This is a genomic window from Chlorogloeopsis fritschii PCC 6912 (assembly GCF_000317285.1).
GTDB lineage: Bacteria > Cyanobacteriota > Cyanobacteriia > Cyanobacteriales > Nostocaceae > Chlorogloeopsis > Chlorogloeopsis fritschii.
On the sequence record NZ_AJLN01000050.1, the window covers coordinates 147,228 to 170,531 of the forward strand.

Here is a 23,304-nt window from a genome sequence, read left to right on the forward strand (position 1 = left end):
AATGATACTCAGTTAATAGATGTAGCAAATAAGTTATCTGTGGAAAAAGATTACCCATCTGCTACATCTATATACCAAATATCATTAACAAATTTTTCGTTATCCCACCGCCTTCTCTGCACCAATAAGTTCACCCTCAGCAACTTCTGGCAACAAACGCTTCACGCCTTGCTTGACAAAGCCTTGCAGGAATGAAATCTGCTGGTTCTGTTGAAATACCTTTTGTAGAGTTTGCCCCAATTTCTCCACATTAAATCCAGTGGTAGAATTTACAGTTACTTCCTGCTGTTGGAAATATTCTACTAAGCTAAGTCCAGCCAAGCGCGTCAGATAAGCTGCACTTACACCCTGCACTGCACCACCAGCAACAAAGGTGATAGCGTGACTCTTGAGAACTGTACCGATCGCCTTACTAGAAAGTTCAACTAAACCCAGCTTGAGCATTAAACCTCCCATTTCGCCAGCTACGGTTTTCGCCTGTTCTATGGAAAATTTCTGCTGGTAAATATTCCCCAAATCCATTACCATCTGGGCGTTGATTGCCGCAGTTGCCAAAATATCTAGTGCTGGTACTGGGTTGGCGAAGGCAGCAGCAGCAGCTATCCACTGATATTGTTCAATCACTGGGTTGGCGCGATCGCGTCTGATTTCATTCAAGTAATTTTTCGCCTCGGCTTTGAGCGACAGTGTCTTTCTCATCACAGTTGCCCACACCAGTTGCTGCCCTTGCTGTGCCAAAGTCTCACCTAACTGCTGTGTTAACTGCTGGATGTCTGGTGCTGGTTGTTCCATCCATTCTTGCACCGAACCATCTTCACCATGCTTGCGAACTTTGACAGGCAGGGGAGAAACAGCAGTTGCCACTACGTTTCCCAGCATCCGCTGTTTTAATGACAGCAAGACATTAGCGCGTTCATCTGGCAAATATTGGTCTTTTTTGTTGAAAACCAGCATTAATTGCTGATATTCTGCTTTTAGCTGCTGTATGGCTTGAAATTCTGTATCTGTCAAATCGCCGTTTGTCAGGAACAAGACAAAGTCAGCTGTCTTTGCTTGTGCTAGTGCAGCAGCATCTGAGTTTTCTTCGGCTTGTGCAAACAAAGGCGGTGTCTCTTGCAAGCTGACTGTTTGCCGGATCTGTGGATGCCAGTTAGACTCTAAAACCTGAATCAAAGTGGTTTTACCTACTGACTTGCCGCCAGTAACAGCTACAAGAATATCTTCTCTGTCTAACTCCAAGTACAGCTGGGGTATTCTTTCTCGCAATGTTACTAAAGCTTGGTGATTTTCTGCTTCGCTTGTTAGTTGGCTCACCACAACTTCGGCTTTAGCGATCGCATTTTCAACTGTTGCCCGATCTACAGGCATTTCTAGCATTTGCGAACCGCTTTTAGGGCGATTTTGCTTTAATAACCACAAACCGCCACCAACTAGCAACAAACTCATCACACTAAATTCACCTAGCTGCACCATAGAATGATGCAAACTTTGTAACATCCAGAGAGTAAATGTTAGTCCCAGTCCTCCCACTAAGATCGGTCGTTGCAACTTCACAACCATGACTCACCGCGCTTTTTGGATTATTTCTACTTTAGAATAGATCAAAAGCTTGCTTTTAGTGGCTTATACAAGCGATACAGCATAACTTTCTTTATATAAATTTGCTTTGCCTTACTAGAGGACTTGCGATCGCAAGCCTAATTATGGACGGTTATTACTACAAAGTTAGTAAAAAACAAAAGACATACAACTGAAAGTAAGTAGGTAGACATAATTAAACTTAAACTACTAACCTTAGAAATACATTCAGCAAGAGGATTTTTCCATCTGCCCTCTGCCTCTCCGCAGTCGCTACAACGGAGGGAACCTCCGCAACGCGCTGCCCTCTGCCATCTGCCTTCTACCTCCATCCTCAAGTTCGATAATTACACCTTATTATTTCCTGTATACGTCTGTCAGAATAGAGCTGTAATCTAGAGTAATCATCCTTTCAGTATTGGTGTATTGCCTTAGATTTCAAAATCAGGTTCGTCTGGTTTATAGATTAAGTGATAGGAATGCAGTATGGACAGTAACAACTGGATGCAGCAGTTATTGATGCTCGGTATTGGTACAACTTCTATGGTGGCAGACAAACTACGAGAAGCAAGCGAGCAGATGGTGAAAGATGGCAAGCTCGATCCTGAGCAAGCCAAAGCAGTGATGGATGATATGGTAAAGCAGCTAAAATCGGAACAGGGCAACTGGGAAGGCAATATGCAACGGCAGATGCGAAATATGCTGCAAGATTTAGGGGTTGCACGCCAGTCGGAGGTTGACGAACTGCGGGGTAGAATTGACAGGTTGGAGCGTCAAGTGCGTGATTTAGAAAATAAGCTTTGGCGCTAACAATTTATAATCAGTCGAAGGCAGATGGCAAATGGCAGGAGGCAGTAGACGTGTTGCCATAAGGCGTTGCGTTAGCTAGCGGCGTATCCATTGGTAGGGAAGAAAGTTTTTCATCCGTTCTGGTGTACGCAGTTCATCAATGCTACTTAGAATCTAAAATCTAAAATTCAAATTTTCCATCAGGATACGCTTTCTGATTTAAACTAATTTTTGTCCTACAGGTCATCCTATATATATCTAGACAACCTAAGTAGGGAGGACTGATTTTGAAAGCGATTTTACTCAGCGTGGGTTTCATGCTGGTTTGTGTTGTGGTTTTGGTGTTAGCGCAAGTTGGCGGTGGCAAACAAGAATCTGCGATCGCTGCCCAGATTACCGAAACGACACAAGCCCCCACTGCTACAACTGAAAACAAAACTCTCATTACAAATATTGCCATGTTCGCATCAGATGAAAATGTCGTGACTACCCCCTCTGGGTTGAAGTATATCGATTTAGTTGAGGGAACTGGGGCGACACCTAAGCCAGGGCAGAAGATTACGGTTCACTACACTGGTACTTTAGAAGATGGTACTAAGTTTGATAGTTCACGCGATCGCAATCGTCCCTTCGACTTTAAAGTGGGCGTTGGGCAAGTGATCAAAGGCTGGGATGAGGGACTTAGTACTATGAAAGTAGGCGGGCGTCGTCAGTTAATCATCCCCCCAGAGTTAGGTTACGGCTCTCGTGGTGCTGGTGGTGTGATTCCCCCCAACGCGACGCTGATTTTTGATGTGGAGTTGTTGAAGGTTAGCTAATAGCTAATAGCTAATGGCTAATAGAAAAAAGCAATTAGCCATTAGCTATTAACTATTAGCATTAATAATTACTTGGTTTAGCTAAATTTTTAAACTTCGTAAATTGGGGATCGAATAAGAGTTTAACAGTTCCGGTTGGGCCATTACGATGTTTAGCAATGACGATTTCTGCAATACCTCTTTCAGGAGTATCAGGATTATAATATTCGTCCCTGTAGAGCATAATTACTAAATCCGCATCTTGTTCAATCGAACCCGACTCTCTCAAATCAGATAACATTGGACGCTTGTTAGTACGTGCTTCCACACCTCTACTCAACTGAGATAAAGCAATCACCGGCACAGATAATTCACGGGCTAAACCTTTGATTTTGCGAGTAATTCTAGATAATTCTTGCACGCGGTTGTCACCTGCTCCCTCCATTAATTGCAGGTAATCAATCACAATGAGTCCCAAGTTCGTTCCTACTTCTGCTTGCAAGCGTCGTGCTTGACTCCGCATTTCTGTAACTGTAATATTCGGTGTATCGTCAATAAAAATTGGCATTTCTGAGAGCATACCAATCGCACGACTTAAAGGTTCCCACTGAGATTGACTAATACGTCCACTGCGCAAATAACCAGATTCAATTTCTGCTTCGCTTGCTAATAAACGCTGTACCAATTGTTCTTTGGACATTTCCAAACTAAAAATCGCAACTGGTAATTTATATAAAGCGGCAACATTATAAGCTAGGTTTAGGCAGAATGCAGTTTTTCCCATTGACGGCCTGCCAGCAACAATAATTAAATCTGAAGGCTGGAAGCCACTTGTCATCGCATCTAAATCGTAAAATCCACAAGGGATACCCGGTAAAGCTACACCTTGATGGCGTGTCTCTATGTCTTGGAAAGTATTTACTAAGGTGTCAGCAATGTGAACTAAACCTGACTGGGGGCGCTCTTGGGCGATCGCAAAAACTTTCTGTTCTGCCTGATCGAGGATTTGTGGTAACTCGTCTTCTGTTTGGTAGCCGAGCTGAACAATTTCATTCCCAGTTTTGATTAACTGACGCCGCAGGTATTTTTCCATCACCAGCGTTGCCAAAGCGTCGATGTTAACTGCTGAAACTGTTCTGTCTACAAGGGAGGCTAGTTTATTTCTACCACCAACACGAGCTAGCAGATCGTGGTCATTTAACCAACTTGTCACCGCAAGCAAGTCTGTGGGCTTACTTTGACTGTGGAGACGCAGTGCTGCTTGATAGATATCTTTATGAGCGCTAATGTAAAAAGCTTCTGGTACTAGGCGATCGCTGACTCTACCGATCGCTTCTGGATCGAGCAATATACCTCCGAGTATTGCTTCTTCTGCTTCAATATTTTGGGGAGGTAGGCGATCGCTGCCTAGCCCTTGAAAATTTAGTTCTTCAGACATATAAAAATTTTAGACTAGGATAATGAACTATTACCCCTATAGTGCATAACTTTCACTTCCAATATATAAAGACGTTGCACTGCAACGTCTCTACACATCAAAGATATTGTTTGCAAAAATTTAATAGTTGAAAAAACACAGACGCAAGATTTATCTGTGTTCTCTATTCTAGAAAATTAGATTTTTAGCTGGCAACGACTTGAATGTTGACTTTAGCCGTTACTTCTGAATGCAGCTTAATCTCTGCTTCGTATGTTCCCAAAATACCAATATCAGGTATGGTGATGCCGCGCCGATCCACTTCAATCCCAGTGGTTTGTTGAATCACATCAGCTACGTCTTGGGTGGTGACAGTACCAAATATAGCTTCTTTTTCACCAGCTTGCTTGGCAATATTGAAGGTGCCAGCTTTCTCTAAAGCTGCTTTTTGTTCTTGCGCTTGTTGTTTGAGTTCTAGTTGCCGCTGGCGCTCTAACTCCCGGCGGCGTTCTACTTGCTTGAGAATACCAGGAGTAGCAAAAGTTGCCATACTCTTGGGAAGTAAATAATTACGAGCATAGCCGGGTGCTACTTCTACTAAGTCGCCTGATCTACCCAACTTTTTGACATCCTGAGTTAAAACTAACTGCACGCGTTTCGCCATTGTTTTTCTTTTTTCTTTGTTGCTTGTAAAATCTCAATATCTTGGGGTTCAGCAAGATAGTTTACAACAAGTGTAGCTTTATCCCCAGGAGCGTTTGCTTATAGCCAATCAACCTAGAGATCCTAGCGAAATATAGGGTGCGATCGCAACCCATAGCTGCAAGAAAATTCAATTCTTAACTAATGACTAATGACTAATGACTAAAATCTATCTTTCATTCCTCGCAGGCGGGCAAAAGTTTGCACCGGATCTTTACTCTTAGTTGCTGATTGTAATGCTGGCTGCTCCCAACGTAAGAAGGGATTTGTACGTTTCTCAATTCCTATCAATGAAGGAACAGTCGCTTCTCCTCGGCTGCGATACGCCTTCACTTCATCGTATCTTTTCTGTAAGTCGGCGTTATCACCGTCTACTGTGAGAGCGAACTGTAAATTTTTTAATGTATATTCGTGAGCACACCAAACTCGTGTATTCTCAGGCAGATAACGAAGTTTGCTTAAAGATTCTACCATTTGCGTTGGTGTACCTTCAAATAAACGACCGCAACCACCAGCAAAAAGTGTATCACCACAGAATAGCTCTCCTGTTTCTGTTGGATTCTGGGGAGGGAAGTAGTAAGCGATATGAGCGCGGGTATGCCCTGGTACAAAGATTACTTCTGCGACTCTATCTGCAAACTCGACGCGATCGCCTTCTTGTAAAAATACTTTTTGTCCCGGTATTCTCCCTCGATCCTCTGCTCCACCGTATACTTTCACATCCGGAAACAGTTGTATCAATTCTTTATTGGCACCCACGTGATCTGCATGATGATGTGTGTTAAATATTGCTACTAAGCTTAACTTTAGTTCATGAAGTTTTTTTAAGACTGGCTGTGCTTGTGCTGGATCGACAACGGCAGCAATATTTTTTTGGCGATCGCACAACAGAAAAATGTAATTGTCTGAAAGTGCTTCTAGGCGAAATACTTGCATTTGCTATGCCTCCCTGATCAAAAAACGAAAGATTTATATTCTTGAGACTACAGCTCGCATAATTGTTACAAAAAATTAACCTATAACTGTAATTTTACTGAAGGTTTGTCCTATTCAGTAAAACTGTATTAATTTATCCGTAAAACTTCTGTGGGTGTAAAAGTAAATACAAAGATAAATTTATGATGTTATGAGTACCTTAAATCTACTCATAGATTTTCATTAAACAGCTTCAATAATTTGCTATTGGATGTTGATGTCCATAATTTTTATTATGACAATAACTTTCTCTTTCAAGCAAAAGTTGAGCAAATATTTGCATGATTTTTTTTACATACATCATGAAACATATGAATAATCAAAATTTAATGTATAAAACTATCGAAGACCAAGCAGAGTTAGCTGTTGAAAAAATTGTAAATCGAATTCTTGCGTCAGGCAAAATGAGTCGTAAAGACCATATTTTGCTGACATCAAGCGCACTTGCTAATGGTGAACTGAGTGATGAAAGCCGTCGCCAAATTAATCGTGTATTTGACTATCTGCAAACGAGTCGTTTGAAATTAGTTGATTGGTAAACCATAGAAGATAAAATCGCACCATTGCTCAGTTTTTTTATCAAAGTATTACAGCCTTTTTGTAAGTTATAAGTATGTTGGTAATATCTGCAAAATCTGGGCAGTTGGGAAATAGGCTGTTACTATTTGCTAATTTTATAGCATTTGCTTTGGAAAATAATTTAATAGTTATAAATCCAGCTTTTGAGGATTACGCTGCTTTTTTTGAAGGTACATCTAGAGATGTATTGTGTTGCTATCCAACTCCGCAGTTTTCTGTATTTGGTAATAAACTACTGCGCAATTTATACTATAAAGTTAACCGTTATTTAGTTGATAGCAAATATTTTAGAGTTATCGATGTTAAGCGGGATAAACCATTTAATTGGAGTACTTTCAATTTAGTAGAAAAATTGCAACCAGGAAAGCTCACTTTTTTCCAAGGATGGTTATTTCGTGATGGTTGGTTTGTAGCTGAAGTAGACAAACTTCGCAAGCATAAAGAAGCAATTCGTACATATTTCCAACCTTTAAAAAAATATCAAGTTAACATATCAAAACTAATATCTGTTGTTCGTCAGGAAACTGATATTGTAATTGGCATTCATATCCGCCATGGAGATTATCGCCAGCATCAAGATAGTAGATATTTTTTTGAAGTGGAACAGTATGTAAAGGTGATGGAATCAGCGCAAGCCCTATTTCCCAATCAAAAAGTCACATTTTTGATTTGTTCTAATGAACAACAACCACATCATCACTTTCAGAAGTTATCTTACGTATTTGGCAATAATCATATAATAGAGGATTTGTATTCATTAGCTGAATGTGATTATATTATTGGCCCTCCTAGTAGTTATACTATGTGGGCATCTTTTTATGGGGAGCGTCCACTCTACATGATTAGGGATGTCAACAAAAATATAGACATTAAAGATTTTGTTCAATTTTATGAATGGCAGGGTATTTTTCACTATCACGAAGACTGGAGTAAGAGTTACTGGGAATGGACACATTAGCAATTAAGAATTAAAAAATATATGACAGTAAAAAGCAGAGGATTTATTACTATATTGACAGGTCTTTACTCTTTTCAAGATTGCATTCATTTTTTAGCATCGGTGAGAAAATTTCATCAAGAACCAATAATTATTTTAATTGACCGTGTTCCCAAGATTTTATACCCTTTGCTTACCGTTTTCAAAAATGTAATTCTCAAACCTGCTCCTGCAAATGAAAATACAGTTTTAGCATCGCGCTTGGCAAAGCTAGCTTTGTATGAAGCGTCTAGTGAATTTGAGAAAACAATCTATTTAGATGCCGATATATGCTTACTTTCTGATATTAACGATGTGTTCGATTCTTTAGATAAATACGATTTTTTATTAACCGAAGATGTACAACCTAAAATTGTTAAAGCTACAAATTTAGTGCGAGGCAAACAAGAAGATACTTTACCGAATGTTCTATCAATTCTACAATCTGTAGGTTTACCACTACAAGAAGATAGCATTCAGTATAATGGTGGTTTTATGGCTTTTAAAAAAACCGAGTCAACTAAAGTATTTTTTGAAAAATTTAAATACTACTTTGAAATTGTTAAAAACAATCAAGATAAATTGCTGTTGAAGGATCAAGGGGCTTTTGCTTCTGCGATCGCTACCGTTAGACCAAAAATTAAAATATTATCACCTGCCTATAATTATCTTAATAAATGGAAGGATTGCTATCAAAAAATTGATGAGCCTATTAAAGTGCTGCATTGTACTTACCCTTATAGACCTCAATCTGCCAAAGATATTACTAACTCAATCTATACCAGAGTAATTGACAAACTTGCTAAAGTGATTTTACCAAATCAAATTACTAATCCCTGGCGTAAAAAATAATGAATTATGTATGGTAAAAAACAAAGAAAAATCAAAAATATCATTGCTTGTCTGGAATTTATCAACCAATGACGGTTTTATTCGTGCTTCTTTGCTACAAACAGCCTTGAAAAAGCTGGGACATGAAACAGAAATTCTGGGTTTTTTATTTGGTAAAAACTTATATGAAGCTATTCCTCGAAATACTGGTATCTATGCCGTAGAAGGTACAAATTATCCCAATTTTTTTAAATCAGTTGGAAAATTATTCAAACATATTCAAGGAGATATTATTTATGCAATTAAGCCTCAACCAGCCAGTTTTGGAGTTGCACTTTTAAATAGATTCTATACTCATCGACCAGTAATTGTAGATATAGATGACTGGGAAATGAGTTGGCATGGTGGCGATAATTGGTATTATCGTCCTACACTCAAACAGTTGGCGAGAGATGTATTAAAACAAGATGGTGCTTTGAGAAATCCCAATCATCCTTTGTATCTAAAATGGATGGATAATTTGGTAAAAAAAGCTGATGCGGTGACGGTAAATACAAAATTTTTACAGCAGCGTTTTGGAGGCACGTTTATCCCTAATGGTAAGGATACCTCATTATTTCATCCTGCTCAATACGATAGTAATGCTAGTAAAAATCGCTATGGTTTATCTGGATATCGAATTTTAATGTTTCCTGGTGCGCCAAGACCATATAAAGGTTTAGAAGATGTTCTGATAGCGCTAGATAAAATTAATCAGCCTGATTTAAAACTAGCGATCGTGGGTGGTAGTCCCTATGATGACTACGACAAAGAACTTCAACAGCAGTGGGGGCGGTGGATCGTCAAATTACCAAAGTATCCTGTTGATGTCATGCCTGATGTGGTAGCTGCTGCTGATGTCATTGTTGTTCCACAGCGAGATACCCCCGAAACTCGTGCCCAATTTCCTCTCAAGCTCACAGATGGAATGGCAATGGCTAAACCGATATTATCAACAAAGGTAGGAGACATTCCAGATATTTTAGGTGAAAGTGGCTATTTAGTTGAACCTAGTTCTCCCGAACAAATTGCCGAGCAAATTCAGTTAATATTTCAAAATTTAGATGCCGCAAACGAACTTGGCAGAAAAGCCAGAGAAAGATGTGTTGAAAAATATAGCATAGAGGCAATGGCATCTAGCCTAAAGTCGGTAATTTCTCGGTTGTGAACATACATATAAAGTATTGAAAATTAAAGATTAGTTAGATGTAATTCACTTGGTTTTTATAATCAAGCTGAATAGATATTTATACATATTATCACGGCTCACTAGTATGATAATTTTTTAGTTTGATTTTGAATGGAGCCTAACAAAGATGAATATTTTTAAGAATAACTAAACTGTCATAATTGTCCCCAATGTTTACCAAAAAGCTACTACTAAGATTTGCTAAACCCTATCCAGGCTTAATTTTTCTCACGATAATATTGGGATTTTCTGGAGCTTTATTTAATGGGGTTGGTACAGCTTTAATTGTGCCAGTGATTTTAAAAATTGTCGGACAAGAAGTAGATTTTAGCAGTGCCCCTTCCATTCTCAAAGCGATTATGTCTCCCTTTGAGAAACTGCCGGAAAATAATCAATTATGGGTAATGGCTGGGGCAATTATCCTGATAATTTTTTTAAAAAATTTAGCGATTTACTCTAGTACTTTGTCATCTAGTTATTTAACACGCCGATTAACTTCTGATATGCGGGAAACAGGTGTACAACTGTTACTGAGAGTTGATTTAGATTATTACACCAAAATGAAAGTTGGTGATTTAATCAATCGCCTGGGGGGAGAAATAGGACGTGCTGCCAGTACTATTGGCAATAGTGTAAAATTAATTATTTTAGGAATTACGATTTTAGTTTTTGTAGGCTTGCTATTATCTATTTCCTGGCAGTTGACAATAGCGACGACGGTTTTGCTATTTTTTGTAACTTTAGTTAATCAATATGCGATTGGGCGTTCTCGAAGATTTGGCAAACAACTCAGCGAAATGTCAAAAGCATATTCAATCGCTGTATTAGAGATTCTGAGTGGAATTAGGCTGGTAAAGGCAACAGCTAATGAAGAGAAAGAATTCCTAAAGATTAAGCAGCTGATTCGCGATCGCGAAAAAGCAGATTTCCAATCACAAATGAATTCAGAGGCGATCGCACCAATCAGTGAAGTAATGGGAATTACTGCTTTACTGTTGATTGTCTTTTTAAGTCGCACATTTTTTAAAGAGCAAATTGCTTCGCTATCAACTGTACTCTTAACGTATTTATTACTTTTACTAAGATTACTACCCCTAATTTCTCAGTTAAATACTCTTCGTAATAACTTTGCCAATACATCTACCAGCATGGAGTTAGTTGTTGATTTTTTATGCTGGGATAATAAACCTCGGATGAATGAGGGTAATATCCCTTATACCCAATTAAATCAAGGTATCCATTTCAACAATATATCTTTTGCCTATCCAGAGCGGGAAAAGTTGGTACTCAAGGATGTGGATTTATATTTGCCACGGGGAACGACTTTAGCTTTAGTAGGTAGCTCTGGTGCAGGTAAATCGACAATAGCAGATCTCTTACCCAGATTTTACGATCCGATTTCTGGTTCGATTACCATTGACGGCATCGATCTACGCGAATTTACTCTGACATCTGTGCGCAAAGCAATGGGAATTGTCAGTCAAGATACCTTTCTTTTCAATGATTCGGTGCGGAATAACATTGCTTATGGAAAACCAGATGCTAGCCAAGATGAAATAATTACCGCAGCCAAAAGAGCAAATGCTTACGAGTTTATCAGCAAGTTACCGCAAGGATTTGATACTCTAATAGGCGATCGCGGCGTTATGTTATCTGGGGGGCAAAGACAGCGTCTGGCAATAGCGCGGGCACTGCTACAAGATCCAGAAATACTTATTCTCGATGAAGCTACCAGCGCATTGGATACCGTTTCTGAACGTTTAGTGCAAGCAGCGATTGACGATTTAAGTCGCGATCGCACTACCTTAGTCATTGCCCACCGTCTCTCCACAGTACAAAAAGCCGATCGAATAGCCGTATTAGATCAAGGAAGTGTGGTAGAGGTAGGAACCCATGAGGAACTTTTACAAAAAGGTGGTTATTACTCGCGTTTGTACTCAATCCAATTTGGTGAACAAGAAGAAACAGCCAGCAAACGCCAGCAAAGTTTAATTCGTATTTCTCACGAAATTCGTACGCGGCTAAACTCAATGATTGGCTTCCTACTATTATTAATTGATAACTTTAAAGATAATCCCCAAGAACGGCAGGAATTAATTACAGATGCTTATAAATCTGCTTTAGGTATTATTAATATTCTTGATATTTTTGAAGACATCGTTAACTTGCAAATTAAATGGCAGCCCTCTCTTACGGGAGAGCTAGATTCCGATGCTACTGTTAATTATCCAAGTTATAGCAGTATATCGAGTGAATTTCGTACAGACACCAATGAAATAGTAAATTTAATGCGTTTAATTTCTGACAATTATACAGAAAGCCTTGAGCAAGAAAATCAATTTATTCAAAGTGCTTTTAAATCTGCCATACATTTACTCAATAGTCTAGAAAATTTTGAAGATAAAATTAAATATTTAAAATTATGAAATATACTAAATTTAAAAAGCACTACATTTTTTTTATCCAAGAAGATTTACCAAAGCCAGAAGCCCATTTAGTACAATCTACAAATGCAGCTAATGCAGCCGCAAACTTAGGTTATTCAACAGTTTTGGTATATCCTTACAAAGGATTTAAAGCACTTAATCCAATTAATTTAGCTCGTCCTTTTTATCCTCATAAATTACCAGAAACACTCATTAAATATTATAACCTCCATGACAAGCTAAAAGTTTCTCCTCTACCAATGCCTTGGCCTATTAATTATTTTCCTAATAAATTTACTAATTCAAATACTATCGCCACAAAATATTATTTTCCGTTTTATATACTTCCTACTACTAAACTTGTTCATAGTCGCAACTGGAATTTTATCAAAGCTGCTATTAAAAATGGCGTACCAGCCATTTACGAACATCATCACCACGAACAGAAGCCATTTGAACAAGAAATAGTTAAACATCCGCTATTTCAAATTGCTGTCACAGTTGCCGATACCATTCGCGACACCATGATTCAACATGGAATGCCACCAGAAAAAGTAATTAAACTCCATAATGGTTACAATCGTTTATTTATGGAAAGACAACCAGAAAAAGCAGCGGCATGGCGTCAAAAACTACTCAAATATGGGAGAGACAAACTAGTCGTCTATGCAGGGGCGCTACGAAAGTTTAAAGGTATTGATGTTCTAATTGATGTGGCTTGGGAAATGCCAAATATTCAATTTGTCTGTGCAGGCGGTAATGAAACAGAGGTAAAAAACTATCAACAGTTAGCTCAAGAAAAGCAAGTTAGCAACATTACATTTCTCGGCTACATCTTACATGAAGATTTACCATCTCTGCTCCAAGCAGCTGATATTTTAGCTCATCCTCATTGTTTGGGAGAGGCAGCAACTTTTACATCTCCCTTGAAATTATTCGATTACTTTGCCTCTGGCACTCCAATTGTGGCTACAGAAATCCCCTCTTTAATAGAGTTTAAAAATACTCAGGCGATCGCTGCTTGGTGTGAACCTAATCACCCCAGTAAATTTGCCGAATCCGTGAGGCAAGTTTTAGAAACTCATCCCCACAAAATCGAAGGTTATGCTAACAGTATTGAATTTGTCAAACAGTTTTCTTGGGAAAATAGAGCAGCAAAAATTCTCAGCTATGTTGATGAGTCTTTTCACCCTCAACTTGTTATTTAATCTATAAAAAAATGACTATTAAAACTATTGGCATGATTAGCAGCTATCGCAGTTTAGAAAACAGAACCGATTGGCTGTGGCAACAAACCCCTTATGCATTTGGGATTTGGAACAATATACAATTACAAGCTTTGGCAGAAAAGCCAGATTACTTAGTAATGTATCAATTTGATTTTCCCAAACATCAAAAACAACATCAATCCTGGTTCAAAAGATTTGGCAAACAAAAACAATCAGAAGTAAATATTAGCTCTCTCTTACGTAGTGTTCCCAAAGAAAGAGTTATTTATCTTTTGCGAGAACCACCTTTAGAAGAAATTATTGAGATAAATAAATACAATTATCAGCAAGCACAGCAGTATTGTGGCTACATTTCAGGCGCAGATGATTTTGCTCCCAATCCTGATTATATGCCTGCAATTTGGTATCATTCTAATTCATTTCAAGAATTAAATGAAATGCCTCCACCCAAAAAAGTTGCTCCTTGCAGCTGGATTACTTCTGGAATTAATCGTACTGCCAATCATCGCCAGCGGTTAGATTTTTTGTATGCATTGCAAGCTAGCGAAATTCAATTTGATTTGTATGGGCGTGGCTTACCTGCACGAGCAAAAACATTGGGGGAATTAGGTAATAAATGGTATGGCATGGCACCCTACTATTACAATCTGGCAATTGAAAACTACAGCAGTAATAATTGGTATGTCAGTGAAAAATTATGGGATGCACTCTTGGCATGGTGTCTACCAATTTATTATGGCGGATCAGCAGCTGATAAATTGTTGCCTGCTGGTAGTTTTTTACGATTGCCTAGCTTGGATGAAAAAGGCATTGCCTATATCAAAGAAGTCACAGCTTCTCCTGATGCTTGGTATGCAGCAAAAGAAGCAATTCAAGAAGCCCGTCAAATTATCTTACACGAACTCAATCTCATTAACTGGCTGTCAAAATTTATTGCTAATAACTCATAAATTATGGATGGTATTTGTACCCTTGGTAATGACTGCGTTTACGACCAACTGATTGCTTTACTCAACAGTATTGATGTCATATTAGGTCGAAATACTCCTGTCTGTATCTATCCTTTTGATGAACAAATAGAGCGTATTACTGAAGAAATAAACAAGCGTCCTAATGTATTTATTTACGATAATCAAGAATCAATGAATCGTTGGGATGAGTTTATGCTAGAGGCTAGCCCTGCTAGCATGAACAGAGATAAGTATAGAATATATGGCGGACATCGGCGATTCTGTGCTTTTGACGGCCCTTTTGATAAATTTGTTTATATGGATGCTGATACTCTAGTGATGAATTCACTAGATTTTGTCTTTGAGAAATTAGATAAATACGACTGTATTGTTTATGATTTTCAATTTCTCTATCCAGAAAAAGTATATAACACAAATTCAAGTAAGCTACTAGAAACTTTTGACGAACAACGACTCAAAAATGAAATCTTCTGTTCTGGATTCTATGCTTCAAAAAAAGGCTTATTTAATCCAGAAAAAATTGCAGAATTATTATCTTATCTCAGAGCAGGTGAGAGGGAAATCCTTTATTCTACAGGCGATCAGCCAGTTCTTAACTATATGTTTATGAAGTCTGGCTTATCTATTTATAACTTTTCCCATCACCTGTCGGATAGCCAGAAAACAGGGTGTTGTGTGACTTCCAATCATTTTGAAGAAAAAAATCGAATTCTTTATGACAAAGGCAACCAACTCACCTACCTGCATTATATTGGTATTCCTCCTCGGATTATGGCAGCAGTGTGTGCTGGCGAAAATATCGAATTTCCCTATCGAGATTTATTCCTTTATTATCGCTATCTTCACGAACCGGAGAAATGTCCAGTATTTACAAAACCTGCCAAAAAATATAATGCTCCTCCACCAAGTTTGTTACAAAGAGCATTGAAAAAGTTGAAATTAGTTAATCAAGGATAATTTATTTATGCAAAGAGGAATTTATATTGTTGCTAATGACCGTGTTATCGATAATGCGATCGCCTTACTTAATAGTATTCGTTTTTATGACGAAAAAGTTCTTGTTTATCTCATCCCATTTAATGAAAATTACCAAAATGTAGCTAATATACTCACTCGTTTCCATCAAGTACAAGTTTTCCCCTATCTAGAATTTTTAGAGCAATTTACCCAAACTATAGGAGAAATTTTTCCGAAAGATTTTTTAGCTCTACCCAACAAAATGCGAAAATTGGCAGTTTGGTTTGGCCCTCTAGATGAATTTATTTATATTGATACTGATATTATTGTTTTTGAAAAAATAGCTGATAGCTTAAATCAACTTGCAGAAGTAGATTTCTTTTGTTGCGATTACCATCATCGTAGTGAGGGTTTGCAGAATATCTTTTCATCACTTGTGAAAGAACAGCAAATCTTTACTGAAGAACAACTTCAAGACGTTTTCAATAGTGGCTTTTGGGCTTCTAGAAAAGGAGTCATTACACAACAGATGATGGAAGAGACATTGCGCGAATGTGCAATGCATAAAGAGTATTTTGATTTTTCTTGTGGAGTCACAGATCAGCCTATTCTTAACTATTTAGTTCTCAAACACATTACCAAACGTCGTAATCTTGTCAAAACTCCGGAGGGAGAACCCGGTAGTTGGGCAGGCTCCCCTCATTTTCAAGAGAAAGACTACGTTCTTTATGATAGCGATCGCAGGCTAAAGTATCTGCATTGGGCTGGCACGCCAATCAAACCTGGCGGCTCCTATTGGAAATTATGGGAACACTATCGCTATCTCCACGAAGTTAGGGAAGATAAAGTTCCCTTACTGCAAAGACTGTTTCGCCGTTAATTTCCTCAAATGGAGGGGCAATATGACAGATGGCATTTACACGCTAGCCAATGATGTAGTCTACGATCAGCTAGTTGCCTTGCTCAATAGCATAGAAGTTAATGCTGGCAGAGAAATTCCTGTTTGCGTTATTCCCTATGACAATCGCCTAGACAAAATCCGTGCGGAAGTTGCAACTAGAAGTAATGTAACCCTGCTAGAAGATTTAGCAGTAATAAATTACTGGGAAAACTTTGCCACTCAAGCCTGGAAAGCTCATCATCGAGCGCAAAGAGTTTGGCGAGAACGAGGTTTGCCGGAAGTCTATCGTCTAGCTATGCACCGGAAGCTGTGTGCGCTGCATGGTATTTTTGACAAGTTTATTTACTTTGATGCCGATACCTTATTAATGGGGCCTCTAGATTATATATATCAAAAGTTAGATGATTATGATTGGGTGACCAATGATTTTCAATATAAGTCTGACTTGAAATATATTTTTGATGGTAATTACGAACTTCAAAAACAAGCTTTTAATGACGATAATTTGCAGCTTAAAGTATTTTGTGCTGGTTGGTTTGCAGCTAAAAAGAATATTTTTTCTGAACCTATATTAGCAGATTTACTAGATAAATTAAAAGCTGGTGAAGCTGATATTATGGCATTGGGAGGCCCCGATCAATCGTTATTCAATTATATGGTTTGTCGCAGTGAAATTGCTTATTATAACTTTGCTGTTCGTGAAGTAGAACAGGTAACTGGCAACCACTGGAGTTCTAAATTTGATGTCATAGACAACGTTTTATACGATAAAGGGCGTCGGTTGACTTATCTGCATTATATGAGCATACCAGCATCGCAGTTTACACGTTTATGTGCTGGTGAAGATGTTGATATACCATACAGAGATACATTTTTACATTATCGATATCTGAAGTCTCCAGAATCTAAACCTCAAAGCTTTACTAGTCCTAGTCTACCAGTACGCTTGCAAAGATATACTAATAGTTTTTTCAGTCAAAAAGCTAGGAATATTACACTTAAGTATCGCAATTTCAGGGATAAAATTTTCCACTGATAGCGCTTCTTAATTGGTGAGGGAAAAAGGGGCGATCGCACTGAAATATATTTTATTTGACATAATTTCATATTTCACCTTGACCCTGCTTGAGGAGACAATACAACGGCTTCAGTTGATGATAGTTGATTTAGAAGTGCGCTCTCTGATTCAATATCTGCAACAGGTTCTAAGCTACATCCTTCTTCTTTTGCAACTGCTAAAAGAAGAAAATGGATCAACCGAAGTTTATCTTGATGAGAAAGTTGACTGACGGTTGGTAAAATTTCGCTTAGAAGCATATAGAAAAACAAGAGGGACTGAAAGCTTCTCTAATTTTAGCTTACCTAATTATGACAGCTATGAAGAATATACACTACTACCAGTATTAATTTTTTCAATCTGAAATCAGAATCCAGAGTAATTTATTCTGAATTCTGAATTCTTTAATTTGCTACAACTCTATCTCCAAGAATCTAAATCTAAAGATTCGATTCCTCTTTCTTCCGCATAAACCAACATACTTCTCAACTGCAACCACACAAACAAGCAAGTCACAATCGCCAATGGTATGCCAATTCCGTAGGAAAGCAAGGGTGGGAAACCAAATATTTCAAACCCTGAACAGAGAAAACAACCCACACCACCAGTTATGCCTAAAAAAGGCAAAGTTAATTGTCTTTTAGACAACTGATAATCGGAGGTTTCTGCACCCTTATTTTGCCATTTTGCTGCGATTAATTTTAGTGTTCCAGCTAGTGCTAAACCAGATGTTAAGGCAACAAACAAACCGAAAACTAGAAGCAAATACGGTGGTTGTAGCTGATAGTAGTACATGAATCTCCTGATTAAGTTAGCTAATTGCTAACTGCTCGTTGCCTTTTTATTTAACCATTAGCTGTTATCTATTAGCTAGTTTTACTATGAAAAGAAGTCAAAGCAGTAACTGATGGCAAGATTGCCGCTACCCCTTCTCTAGATAATTCTGTCAAAACTCCGATCGCTACATTCAACAATCGATCTGGTGTTAAGTCGTCTTTCACCAAATTCCACAAACGTTGCACTTCTTCGGTATGCAAGCGATCGTCTTCAGTTAGAGCTAATATTAACTGACGGCGCAAAAACTTACCTTCATCAGATAAAAGATATTGCAACCCCAACTTAGCTGTCGGCAATACATCAAAGTCTCCATCAGTGCGAGCGATCGCAATCATATTCTCTAACCGCTGCCACTGGAATTTACCATCTTTGAATAGCACATTTAGCAAGCGTCGGCGCAATTGAGGAGATTCGCCTGTCAGTAATCGCCGCGCTACGTAGGGATAGGCTACTTCTACAATTTTGAATTGTGGGTTGAGGCTAAGGGCAATACCTTCTTGCGTTACCAAAGAACGAATAATTAAGGCAAATTTGGCGGGAACTCGGAAAGGATAATCATACATCAATTCCGAGAATTTATCTGTAATCGTTTTGAAGTTAAAATCTCCCACGTTTTTACCAATGGCATCTCCCCATACCGCTTCTAGGGCTGGCACAATTGGACGAATATCCGTATCTGGTGTCAAGAAACCCAGATTCACAAAATCTACTGCTAAATCGTTATAGTCTTTATTGATCAGATGCACCAGCGCATCCACCAGTGTTTCTTTGGTGGTTTCGTCCAACTGATCCATCATGCCAAAATCGATGTAGCCCATCCTACCATCAGGCATGGCAAACAAATTGCCCGGATGAGGATCGGCATGGAAGAAACCGTGTTCTAATAATTGCTGTAAACCCGAAGTCACTCCAATTTCGATAATAGACTCCGGATCTAAACCAGCTTCGCGCACTCTTTTCGTATCAGTTAGCTTAAAGCCATTCAGCCACTCTAGTGTCAAAACACGGGTGGAAGTGTAACGCCAGTAAATCGCTGGAACTTTGACACGTGGATCGTTACGGAAGTTAGTGGCGAATTTTTCGGCATTGCGCCCTTCGTTGAGGTAATCTATCTCCTCAAATAATTTGATGCCAAATTCGTCCACAATCAAGCTTAGATCGTGACCGAGATTGAGAGGTAACCAAGGAGATAGCCAACTCGCTGCCCAGCGCATCAAATAGAGATCGAGGCTGAGAAGTGGGCGTAAATTGGGGCGTTGCACCTTCACCGCCACTTCTTCGCCACTGTGCAAGCGACCGCGGTATACTTGACCCAAGCTCGCAGCAGCAACAGGAGATTCAGACAACTCGCTATATATTTCCCGTATTGAACGCCCTAGTTCGGTTTCAATTAATTGATAGGCGATCGCATTATCGAAGGGCGGTAATTGATCTTGTAGTTTTACTAGTTCCTCTAAGAAATCTTTACGTACCAAATCCGGGCGCGTAGATAAAGCTTGACCAACTTTAATAAAGGTAGGGCCAAGACGCGTCAGCATCTGTCGCAGCTGAACAGCTCGTTTTAACTTGTTCTGTTCGACTTGATTTAGCCACTCATCCCACTTGAGACCGAAAATAAATCCGGTAAAATTCCAGATAATTACCAGTGCTCGTGCAAAAGCAAGCCAAGGACGATAGCGGTAGTAGCGAGCGATCGCATCCGGATCGTAGCGTCGATTATTTTGTGTAAGGGTTTGCGAAGTCACTCCCTTATTTACCTCTGTTCATTATAAAATTAAAAATTTGCTGTCCAGAACTGCCGTCAGGCATTCTTTCAGCTCAACAAATCCAAGCTCGACTATTTCCATACTGCTTTGTGGAATTTAGTCAAACTTTACTTAAAGTTACTTTTTATCTTTTATTTTATATTACTATACAAAAGTATATATACCTAATCTAACTTAAGGAAGGTATATCTTAACTAAACAAAAAGTTTATAGTATTCATTTTATCTTTTAATTACAGCCAGTAAATAAACCAAAAATAGATAGATCAAGATTTGCTGAGGCTTTTATAGAGGCTTTATAGAAAACTTTGCCACTGGTAAACAAAAGTATTACAAAATACCAAGATATTTATCAAGAAAGCAACAATAGCTTAATAAAACTTTTTATTTTGGGAAATTCTAACTAGGAAAAAATATGGCGTGGACAGAATTGAGCCTTGATACAACACACGAGGCGGTTGATTGGGTTTGTACGCTACTTGCTGAAACTGTTGATATTGATGATATTCACATTACACAATATGTTGAGCAGGATGTAGAACACCCCCAGTGGACATTTACGATTTACATATATCTACCCCACAATGTCACTTCCAGAACACGTGTAGAAAAAATCGTGAATTTACTGTCACCTCTGCACCGCACTGAGTTAACAACACAGGTGCAGATGAGTGTAGTTGAGAAAAAACTTACAGACGCAAATAATCCCCTTGTGAATCGAATTGGCAAACGATTTGTTGTCCTTGCTCCTGATACTCCTTATCAATCCGAGGTAGCAGGCGAAGTCATCTTGAGATTGAAGAAAACTCTGTCTTTTGGTAGCGGTTTACATCCAGCCACGATTGTCTCTCTCCGAGTGCTTGAGCGGTATGTTTTCCCCGGCATGAATGTCCTCGATCTGGGTTCAGGTTCAGGTATTTTGAGTGTAGCGATCGCAAAGCTAGGAGCTAACGTCTTGGCGCTAGACAACGACAGTACTGCTGTGGATGCAACTCAAGATGCTGTACGTCGTAATGGAGTAGAACAACAGGTAACAGTCATGGAAGGTAGCCTGGGGTGTGGAAGCGACTTTGGGCATTGGATGGGGGGAGATAGCATCGGCAATGTAGAAAAAATCAAAGCTACAGAGACATTTGACTTGATTGTTGCCAATATTCTGGCACGAATGCATATTGCCCTCGCTAGTGACTTTCAGCGTGCGCTACGTAATTCTCATCCACACCAAGGACTATTAATTACCGCAGGGTTTACAAGCGATCGCGAGGATGATGTTGTCACAGCTTTAACAGAAGCAGGATTTGAAGTGATTGATTGTGAACGAATCAACGAGTGGGTAGCACTTGCTCATCGCTTGAAAGCAAAATAACGGGCGATCGCTCTCTGGTTTTAGATTCTCAGTCAAATCTCTACCTTTAGTCTGATGTCAAGAAGCTATATATCTCCAAAATAGTATAGGAGATTACAAATAACTGGCTGATTTCGTACTCCCTTTAGTAGTACACAGCGTCGTACCCTAAGGAGAAAAATCATGACAGACTTGAACCTGGTGCAACTACAGAAAAACTTGAATGAAGTTGCCTACCCAATCAGCAAAAAAGACTTGATTATGCGTGCCGAAGAAAAAGGTTTTGATGAGAAAGTTCTTCGGGTTTTGAAGCAGATACCGATCAAAGACTATGAAACACCAGCGGCGGTAAACCAAGCGATCAACAATATCGCATAGTATAGAGATGCTTCAAACGGCTTGTCTCCGCTAACGGATGGTGAAAGCTGGGATTGAGTCTCGTCCAAATTTTTTTGTTTCACGTACAGCCGCACAGACGCAGAGAGTAAGAGTTTCATAGCTCAATCAGCAACGCCAAAATCTTTACGTCACGCTTTCGCATTTTTGCAGACTAATTTCATAATCATCCTTGAGTTTCTTGAGCGGAAACTGCACAAAAGTTGCTTCTTGTGTCAGTTGCCAATCAAATAAATGCAGAATATGAGCGGCAAAGATTTTAGTTACCACCATCGCCATCTGCGCTCCCAAACAGGCGTGTACACCTCCACCAAAGGGGATGAACTCGTACATTTTGCCTTCATTACGCGGAGCTAAAAAGCGTTCTGGAACAAACCTATCCGGTTCGGGAAAGTGTTCTGCCATAATATGCGCTAGTCGCGGTTCAGCCATAACACTACAGCCCTTGGCATAGAGTACTCCATCCAGAACCACCGATTTGGTGAGGCGGCGTTTAGCAGTAGAGCTAGGTGGTAGAGTCCGTAAAGTCTCTTTAATAGTTGCTTCCAAAAAAACCATCTGCTTTAACTGCTCTACTGAAAAGCTCCTGAAATTACCCTGCTCACTCTTGATCTCTACCTGCTCTTTTCGTAGCTTCTTTAATACCTCTGGATATCGTCCTAATTGATAGATTAAGGAAGATATTAATCCGGAAATTTCATAATCAGAAGCCCATAGTTGTAGAAGACATTGATTTTCAATCAAGGCATCACTAAAAACCCCATTGGGGTTTTCTTTTTGGCTTGCCAGCATCATCGCCAGAAAGTCTGTTGTAGGATTGATTTTTTCTTCTGCGGATTTTCTGTGTTGGATCGCTGCTCGCATAAACTCCAACAACTTTGTCCGTGCTTTCATTCCTCTACCGTAGGCAGTCAAGGGAGAATTCCATCTCCACAAGCCATAAAAACCATCAAAGTAGGTTTTGTACAAAGCTTTTAGTTCTGCTTTGCTAGATAAAGATAATCCCTCAAAAGTTTGGCGATCGCTATCATCTAGCTTCACACCCAAAAGTAGAGGAGTAAGTAAATCAAAGCAAATTTTCTCGACTTCCGGGTATAATTTTATTCTTGCAGGAACATTCCAATTCTGAAGCCCATGCGCGATCGCTTGATTGATATAAGGTATATATCCTTCTAAAAAACGACCAGTCAGTCCGAGACGCAAGGCACTTTTGCGCTGGCGGTGCAAGTCAGGGCGTTGAAACAAACTATACTCACCAAACATATCCATGGTGGTATTAGGTAAGGCAATCTCGGTATATTGCAGATCGCCGTTAAATACCATCTGATTTGCCCTAGCAGAGCCAACAAAAATAGTCGTACCGCCAAAAACTCCTGTATTAAAAATCGGCCCGTATTTTCTTAAGTTGTCACGACAGAAGCGATCGGGATTCGCTATGTAACTAAATGTGTCATCCCATCGAGATTGTCTCGGTGGCATAGTTGTTCCCGGCGGTGGCGTTTGTCCCTCCTCTAAAACTAAAACTTCGCTGATATTTTGTTCCATAAA

At 39.1% G+C, this 23,304-nt stretch carries 22 protein-coding genes; 14 read left to right on the forward strand and 8 right to left on the reverse strand.

What is annotated here, in order from left to right; translation table 11 throughout:
* Positions 1-99 precede the first annotated feature (99 nt).
* On the reverse strand, positions 100-1,560 hold the full coding sequence (locus UYC_RS0107280; RefSeq protein WP_016873816.1) for a YcjF family protein: 1,461 nt from the start codon (positions 1,558-1,560) through the stop codon (positions 100-102).
* 504 nt (positions 1,561-2,064) lie between these two features.
* Here UYC_RS0107280 and UYC_RS0107285 point away from each other — a divergent pair.
* Positions 2,065-2,388: a phasin family protein gene (locus tag UYC_RS0107285; RefSeq protein ID WP_016873815.1), complete on the forward strand. Its 324-nt coding sequence runs from the start codon at positions 2,065-2,067 to the stop codon at positions 2,386-2,388.
* Between the two features lie 266 nt (positions 2,389-2,654).
* Positions 2,655-3,185: an FKBP-type peptidyl-prolyl cis-trans isomerase gene (locus UYC_RS0107290; RefSeq protein ID WP_016873814.1), complete on the forward strand. Its 531-nt coding sequence runs from the start codon at positions 2,655-2,657 to the stop codon at positions 3,183-3,185.
* 61 nt (positions 3,186-3,246) lie between these two features.
* Here the strand turns inward: UYC_RS0107290 and dnaB are convergent, their stop codons facing one another.
* From dnaB to gloB, 3 genes are all read right to left on the reverse strand, one after another.
* Positions 3,247-4,602, reverse strand: coding sequence for a replicative DNA helicase (gene dnaB, locus UYC_RS0107295; protein ID WP_016873813.1), 1,356 nt, complete (start codon positions 4,600-4,602; stop codon positions 3,247-3,249).
* A 184-nt stretch (positions 4,603-4,786) separates the two neighbouring features.
* Positions 4,787-5,245 carry a 50S ribosomal protein L9 gene (gene rplI, locus UYC_RS0107300; protein WP_016873812.1) on the reverse strand — a complete coding sequence of 153 codons (459 nt, stop codon included), beginning with the start codon at positions 5,243-5,245 and terminating at the stop codon, positions 4,787-4,789.
* Between the two features lie 200 nt (positions 5,246-5,445).
* On the reverse strand, positions 5,446-6,219 hold the full coding sequence (gene gloB, locus UYC_RS0107305) for a hydroxyacylglutathione hydrolase (protein WP_016873811.1): 774 nt from the start codon (positions 6,217-6,219) through the stop codon (positions 5,446-5,448).
* Positions 6,220-6,539: 320 nt separating this feature from the next.
* Between gloB and UYC_RS0107310 the strand changes: the two genes are divergently transcribed.
* From UYC_RS0107310 to UYC_RS0107355, 10 genes are all read left to right on the forward strand, one after another.
* Positions 6,540-6,797 (forward strand): hypothetical protein, encoded by a 258-nt coding sequence (locus tag UYC_RS0107310; RefSeq protein ID WP_016873810.1) that lies wholly within the window; start codon positions 6,540-6,542, stop codon positions 6,795-6,797.
* Positions 6,798-6,946: 149 nt separating this feature from the next.
* A complete protein-coding gene (locus UYC_RS0107315; RefSeq protein WP_235181604.1) occupies positions 6,947-7,795 on the forward strand; it encodes an alpha-1,2-fucosyltransferase in 849 nt (282 codons plus the stop codon).
* A 21-nt stretch (positions 7,796-7,816) separates the two neighbouring features.
* Positions 7,817-8,665 carry a glycosyltransferase gene (locus tag UYC_RS0107320; protein WP_016873808.1) on the forward strand — a complete coding sequence of 283 codons (849 nt, stop codon included), beginning with the start codon at positions 7,817-7,819 and terminating at the stop codon, positions 8,663-8,665.
* A gap of 10 nt (positions 8,666-8,675) precedes the next feature.
* On the forward strand, positions 8,676-9,851 hold the full coding sequence (locus UYC_RS0107325) for a glycosyltransferase family 4 protein (protein WP_016873807.1): 1,176 nt from the start codon (positions 8,676-8,678) through the stop codon (positions 9,849-9,851).
* Positions 9,852-10,042: 191 nt separating this feature from the next.
* The gene (locus UYC_RS0107330; RefSeq protein WP_016873806.1) at positions 10,043-12,298 is read left to right on the forward strand and encodes an ABC transporter ATP-binding protein; all 2,256 of its coding nucleotides are present in this window, start codon (positions 10,043-10,045) and stop codon (positions 12,296-12,298) included.
* Complete coding sequence (locus UYC_RS0107335) at positions 12,295-13,506, forward strand: glycosyltransferase family 4 protein (protein WP_016873805.1); 1,212 nt, start codon at positions 12,295-12,297, stop codon at positions 13,504-13,506. The genes UYC_RS0107330 and UYC_RS0107335 overlap by 4 nt, the downstream gene beginning before the upstream one ends.
* Positions 13,507-13,517: 11 nt before the next feature.
* Complete coding sequence (locus tag UYC_RS0107340; protein ID WP_016873804.1) at positions 13,518-14,477, forward strand: glycosyltransferase family 10 domain-containing protein; 960 nt, start codon at positions 13,518-13,520, stop codon at positions 14,475-14,477.
* A gap of 3 nt (positions 14,478-14,480) precedes the next feature.
* Positions 14,481-15,455 (forward strand): Npun_R2821/Npun_R2822 family protein, encoded by a 975-nt coding sequence (locus UYC_RS0107345; protein ID WP_016873803.1) that lies wholly within the window; start codon positions 14,481-14,483, stop codon positions 15,453-15,455.
* A gap of 7 nt (positions 15,456-15,462) precedes the next feature.
* Positions 15,463-16,335, forward strand: a complete 873-nt coding sequence (locus UYC_RS0107350; protein WP_016873802.1) for an Npun_R2821/Npun_R2822 family protein — start codon at positions 15,463-15,465, stop codon at positions 16,333-16,335.
* Between the two features lie 22 nt (positions 16,336-16,357).
* On the forward strand, positions 16,358-17,392 hold the full coding sequence (locus tag UYC_RS0107355) for an Npun_R2821/Npun_R2822 family protein (RefSeq protein WP_016873801.1): 1,035 nt from the start codon (positions 16,358-16,360) through the stop codon (positions 17,390-17,392).
* Between the two features lie 74 nt (positions 17,393-17,466).
* On the opposite strand, the gene UYC_RS36450 is transcribed toward UYC_RS0107355, so the two are convergent.
* The 3 genes from UYC_RS36450 to UYC_RS0107370 all read right to left on the reverse strand — a co-directional run bounded on the left by UYC_RS36450 (position 17,467) and on the right by UYC_RS0107370 (position 19,995).
* Positions 17,467-17,673 carry a hypothetical protein gene (locus UYC_RS36450; protein WP_016879320.1) on the reverse strand — a complete coding sequence of 69 codons (207 nt, stop codon included), beginning with the start codon at positions 17,671-17,673 and terminating at the stop codon, positions 17,467-17,469.
* 160 nt (positions 17,674-17,833) lie between these two features.
* Positions 17,834-18,208: a hypothetical protein gene (locus UYC_RS0107365; RefSeq protein ID WP_016873799.1), complete on the reverse strand. Its 375-nt coding sequence runs from the start codon at positions 18,206-18,208 to the stop codon at positions 17,834-17,836.
* Between the two features lie 71 nt (positions 18,209-18,279).
* Positions 18,280-19,995 (reverse strand): ABC1 kinase family protein, encoded by a 1,716-nt coding sequence (locus UYC_RS0107370; protein ID WP_016873798.1) that lies wholly within the window; start codon positions 19,993-19,995, stop codon positions 18,280-18,282.
* Positions 19,996-20,430: 435 nt separating this feature from the next.
* On the opposite strand from UYC_RS0107370, the gene UYC_RS0107375 reads away from it, so the two are divergent.
* Both UYC_RS0107375 and UYC_RS0107380 read left to right on the forward strand, forming a co-directional pair.
* Positions 20,431-21,381: a 50S ribosomal protein L11 methyltransferase gene (locus UYC_RS0107375; protein WP_016873797.1), complete on the forward strand. Its 951-nt coding sequence runs from the start codon at positions 20,431-20,433 to the stop codon at positions 21,379-21,381.
* A gap of 162 nt (positions 21,382-21,543) precedes the next feature.
* Positions 21,544-21,738: a DUF2795 domain-containing protein gene (locus UYC_RS0107380; protein ID WP_016873796.1), complete on the forward strand. Its 195-nt coding sequence runs from the start codon at positions 21,544-21,546 to the stop codon at positions 21,736-21,738.
* A gap of 144 nt (positions 21,739-21,882) precedes the next feature.
* Here the strand turns inward: UYC_RS0107380 and UYC_RS0107385 are convergent, their stop codons facing one another.
* Entirely contained in the window at positions 21,883-23,301 is a 1,419-nt protein-coding gene (locus tag UYC_RS0107385; RefSeq protein WP_016873795.1) for a cytochrome P450, read from the reverse strand.
* Between the last annotated feature and the right edge of the window lie 3 nt (positions 23,302-23,304).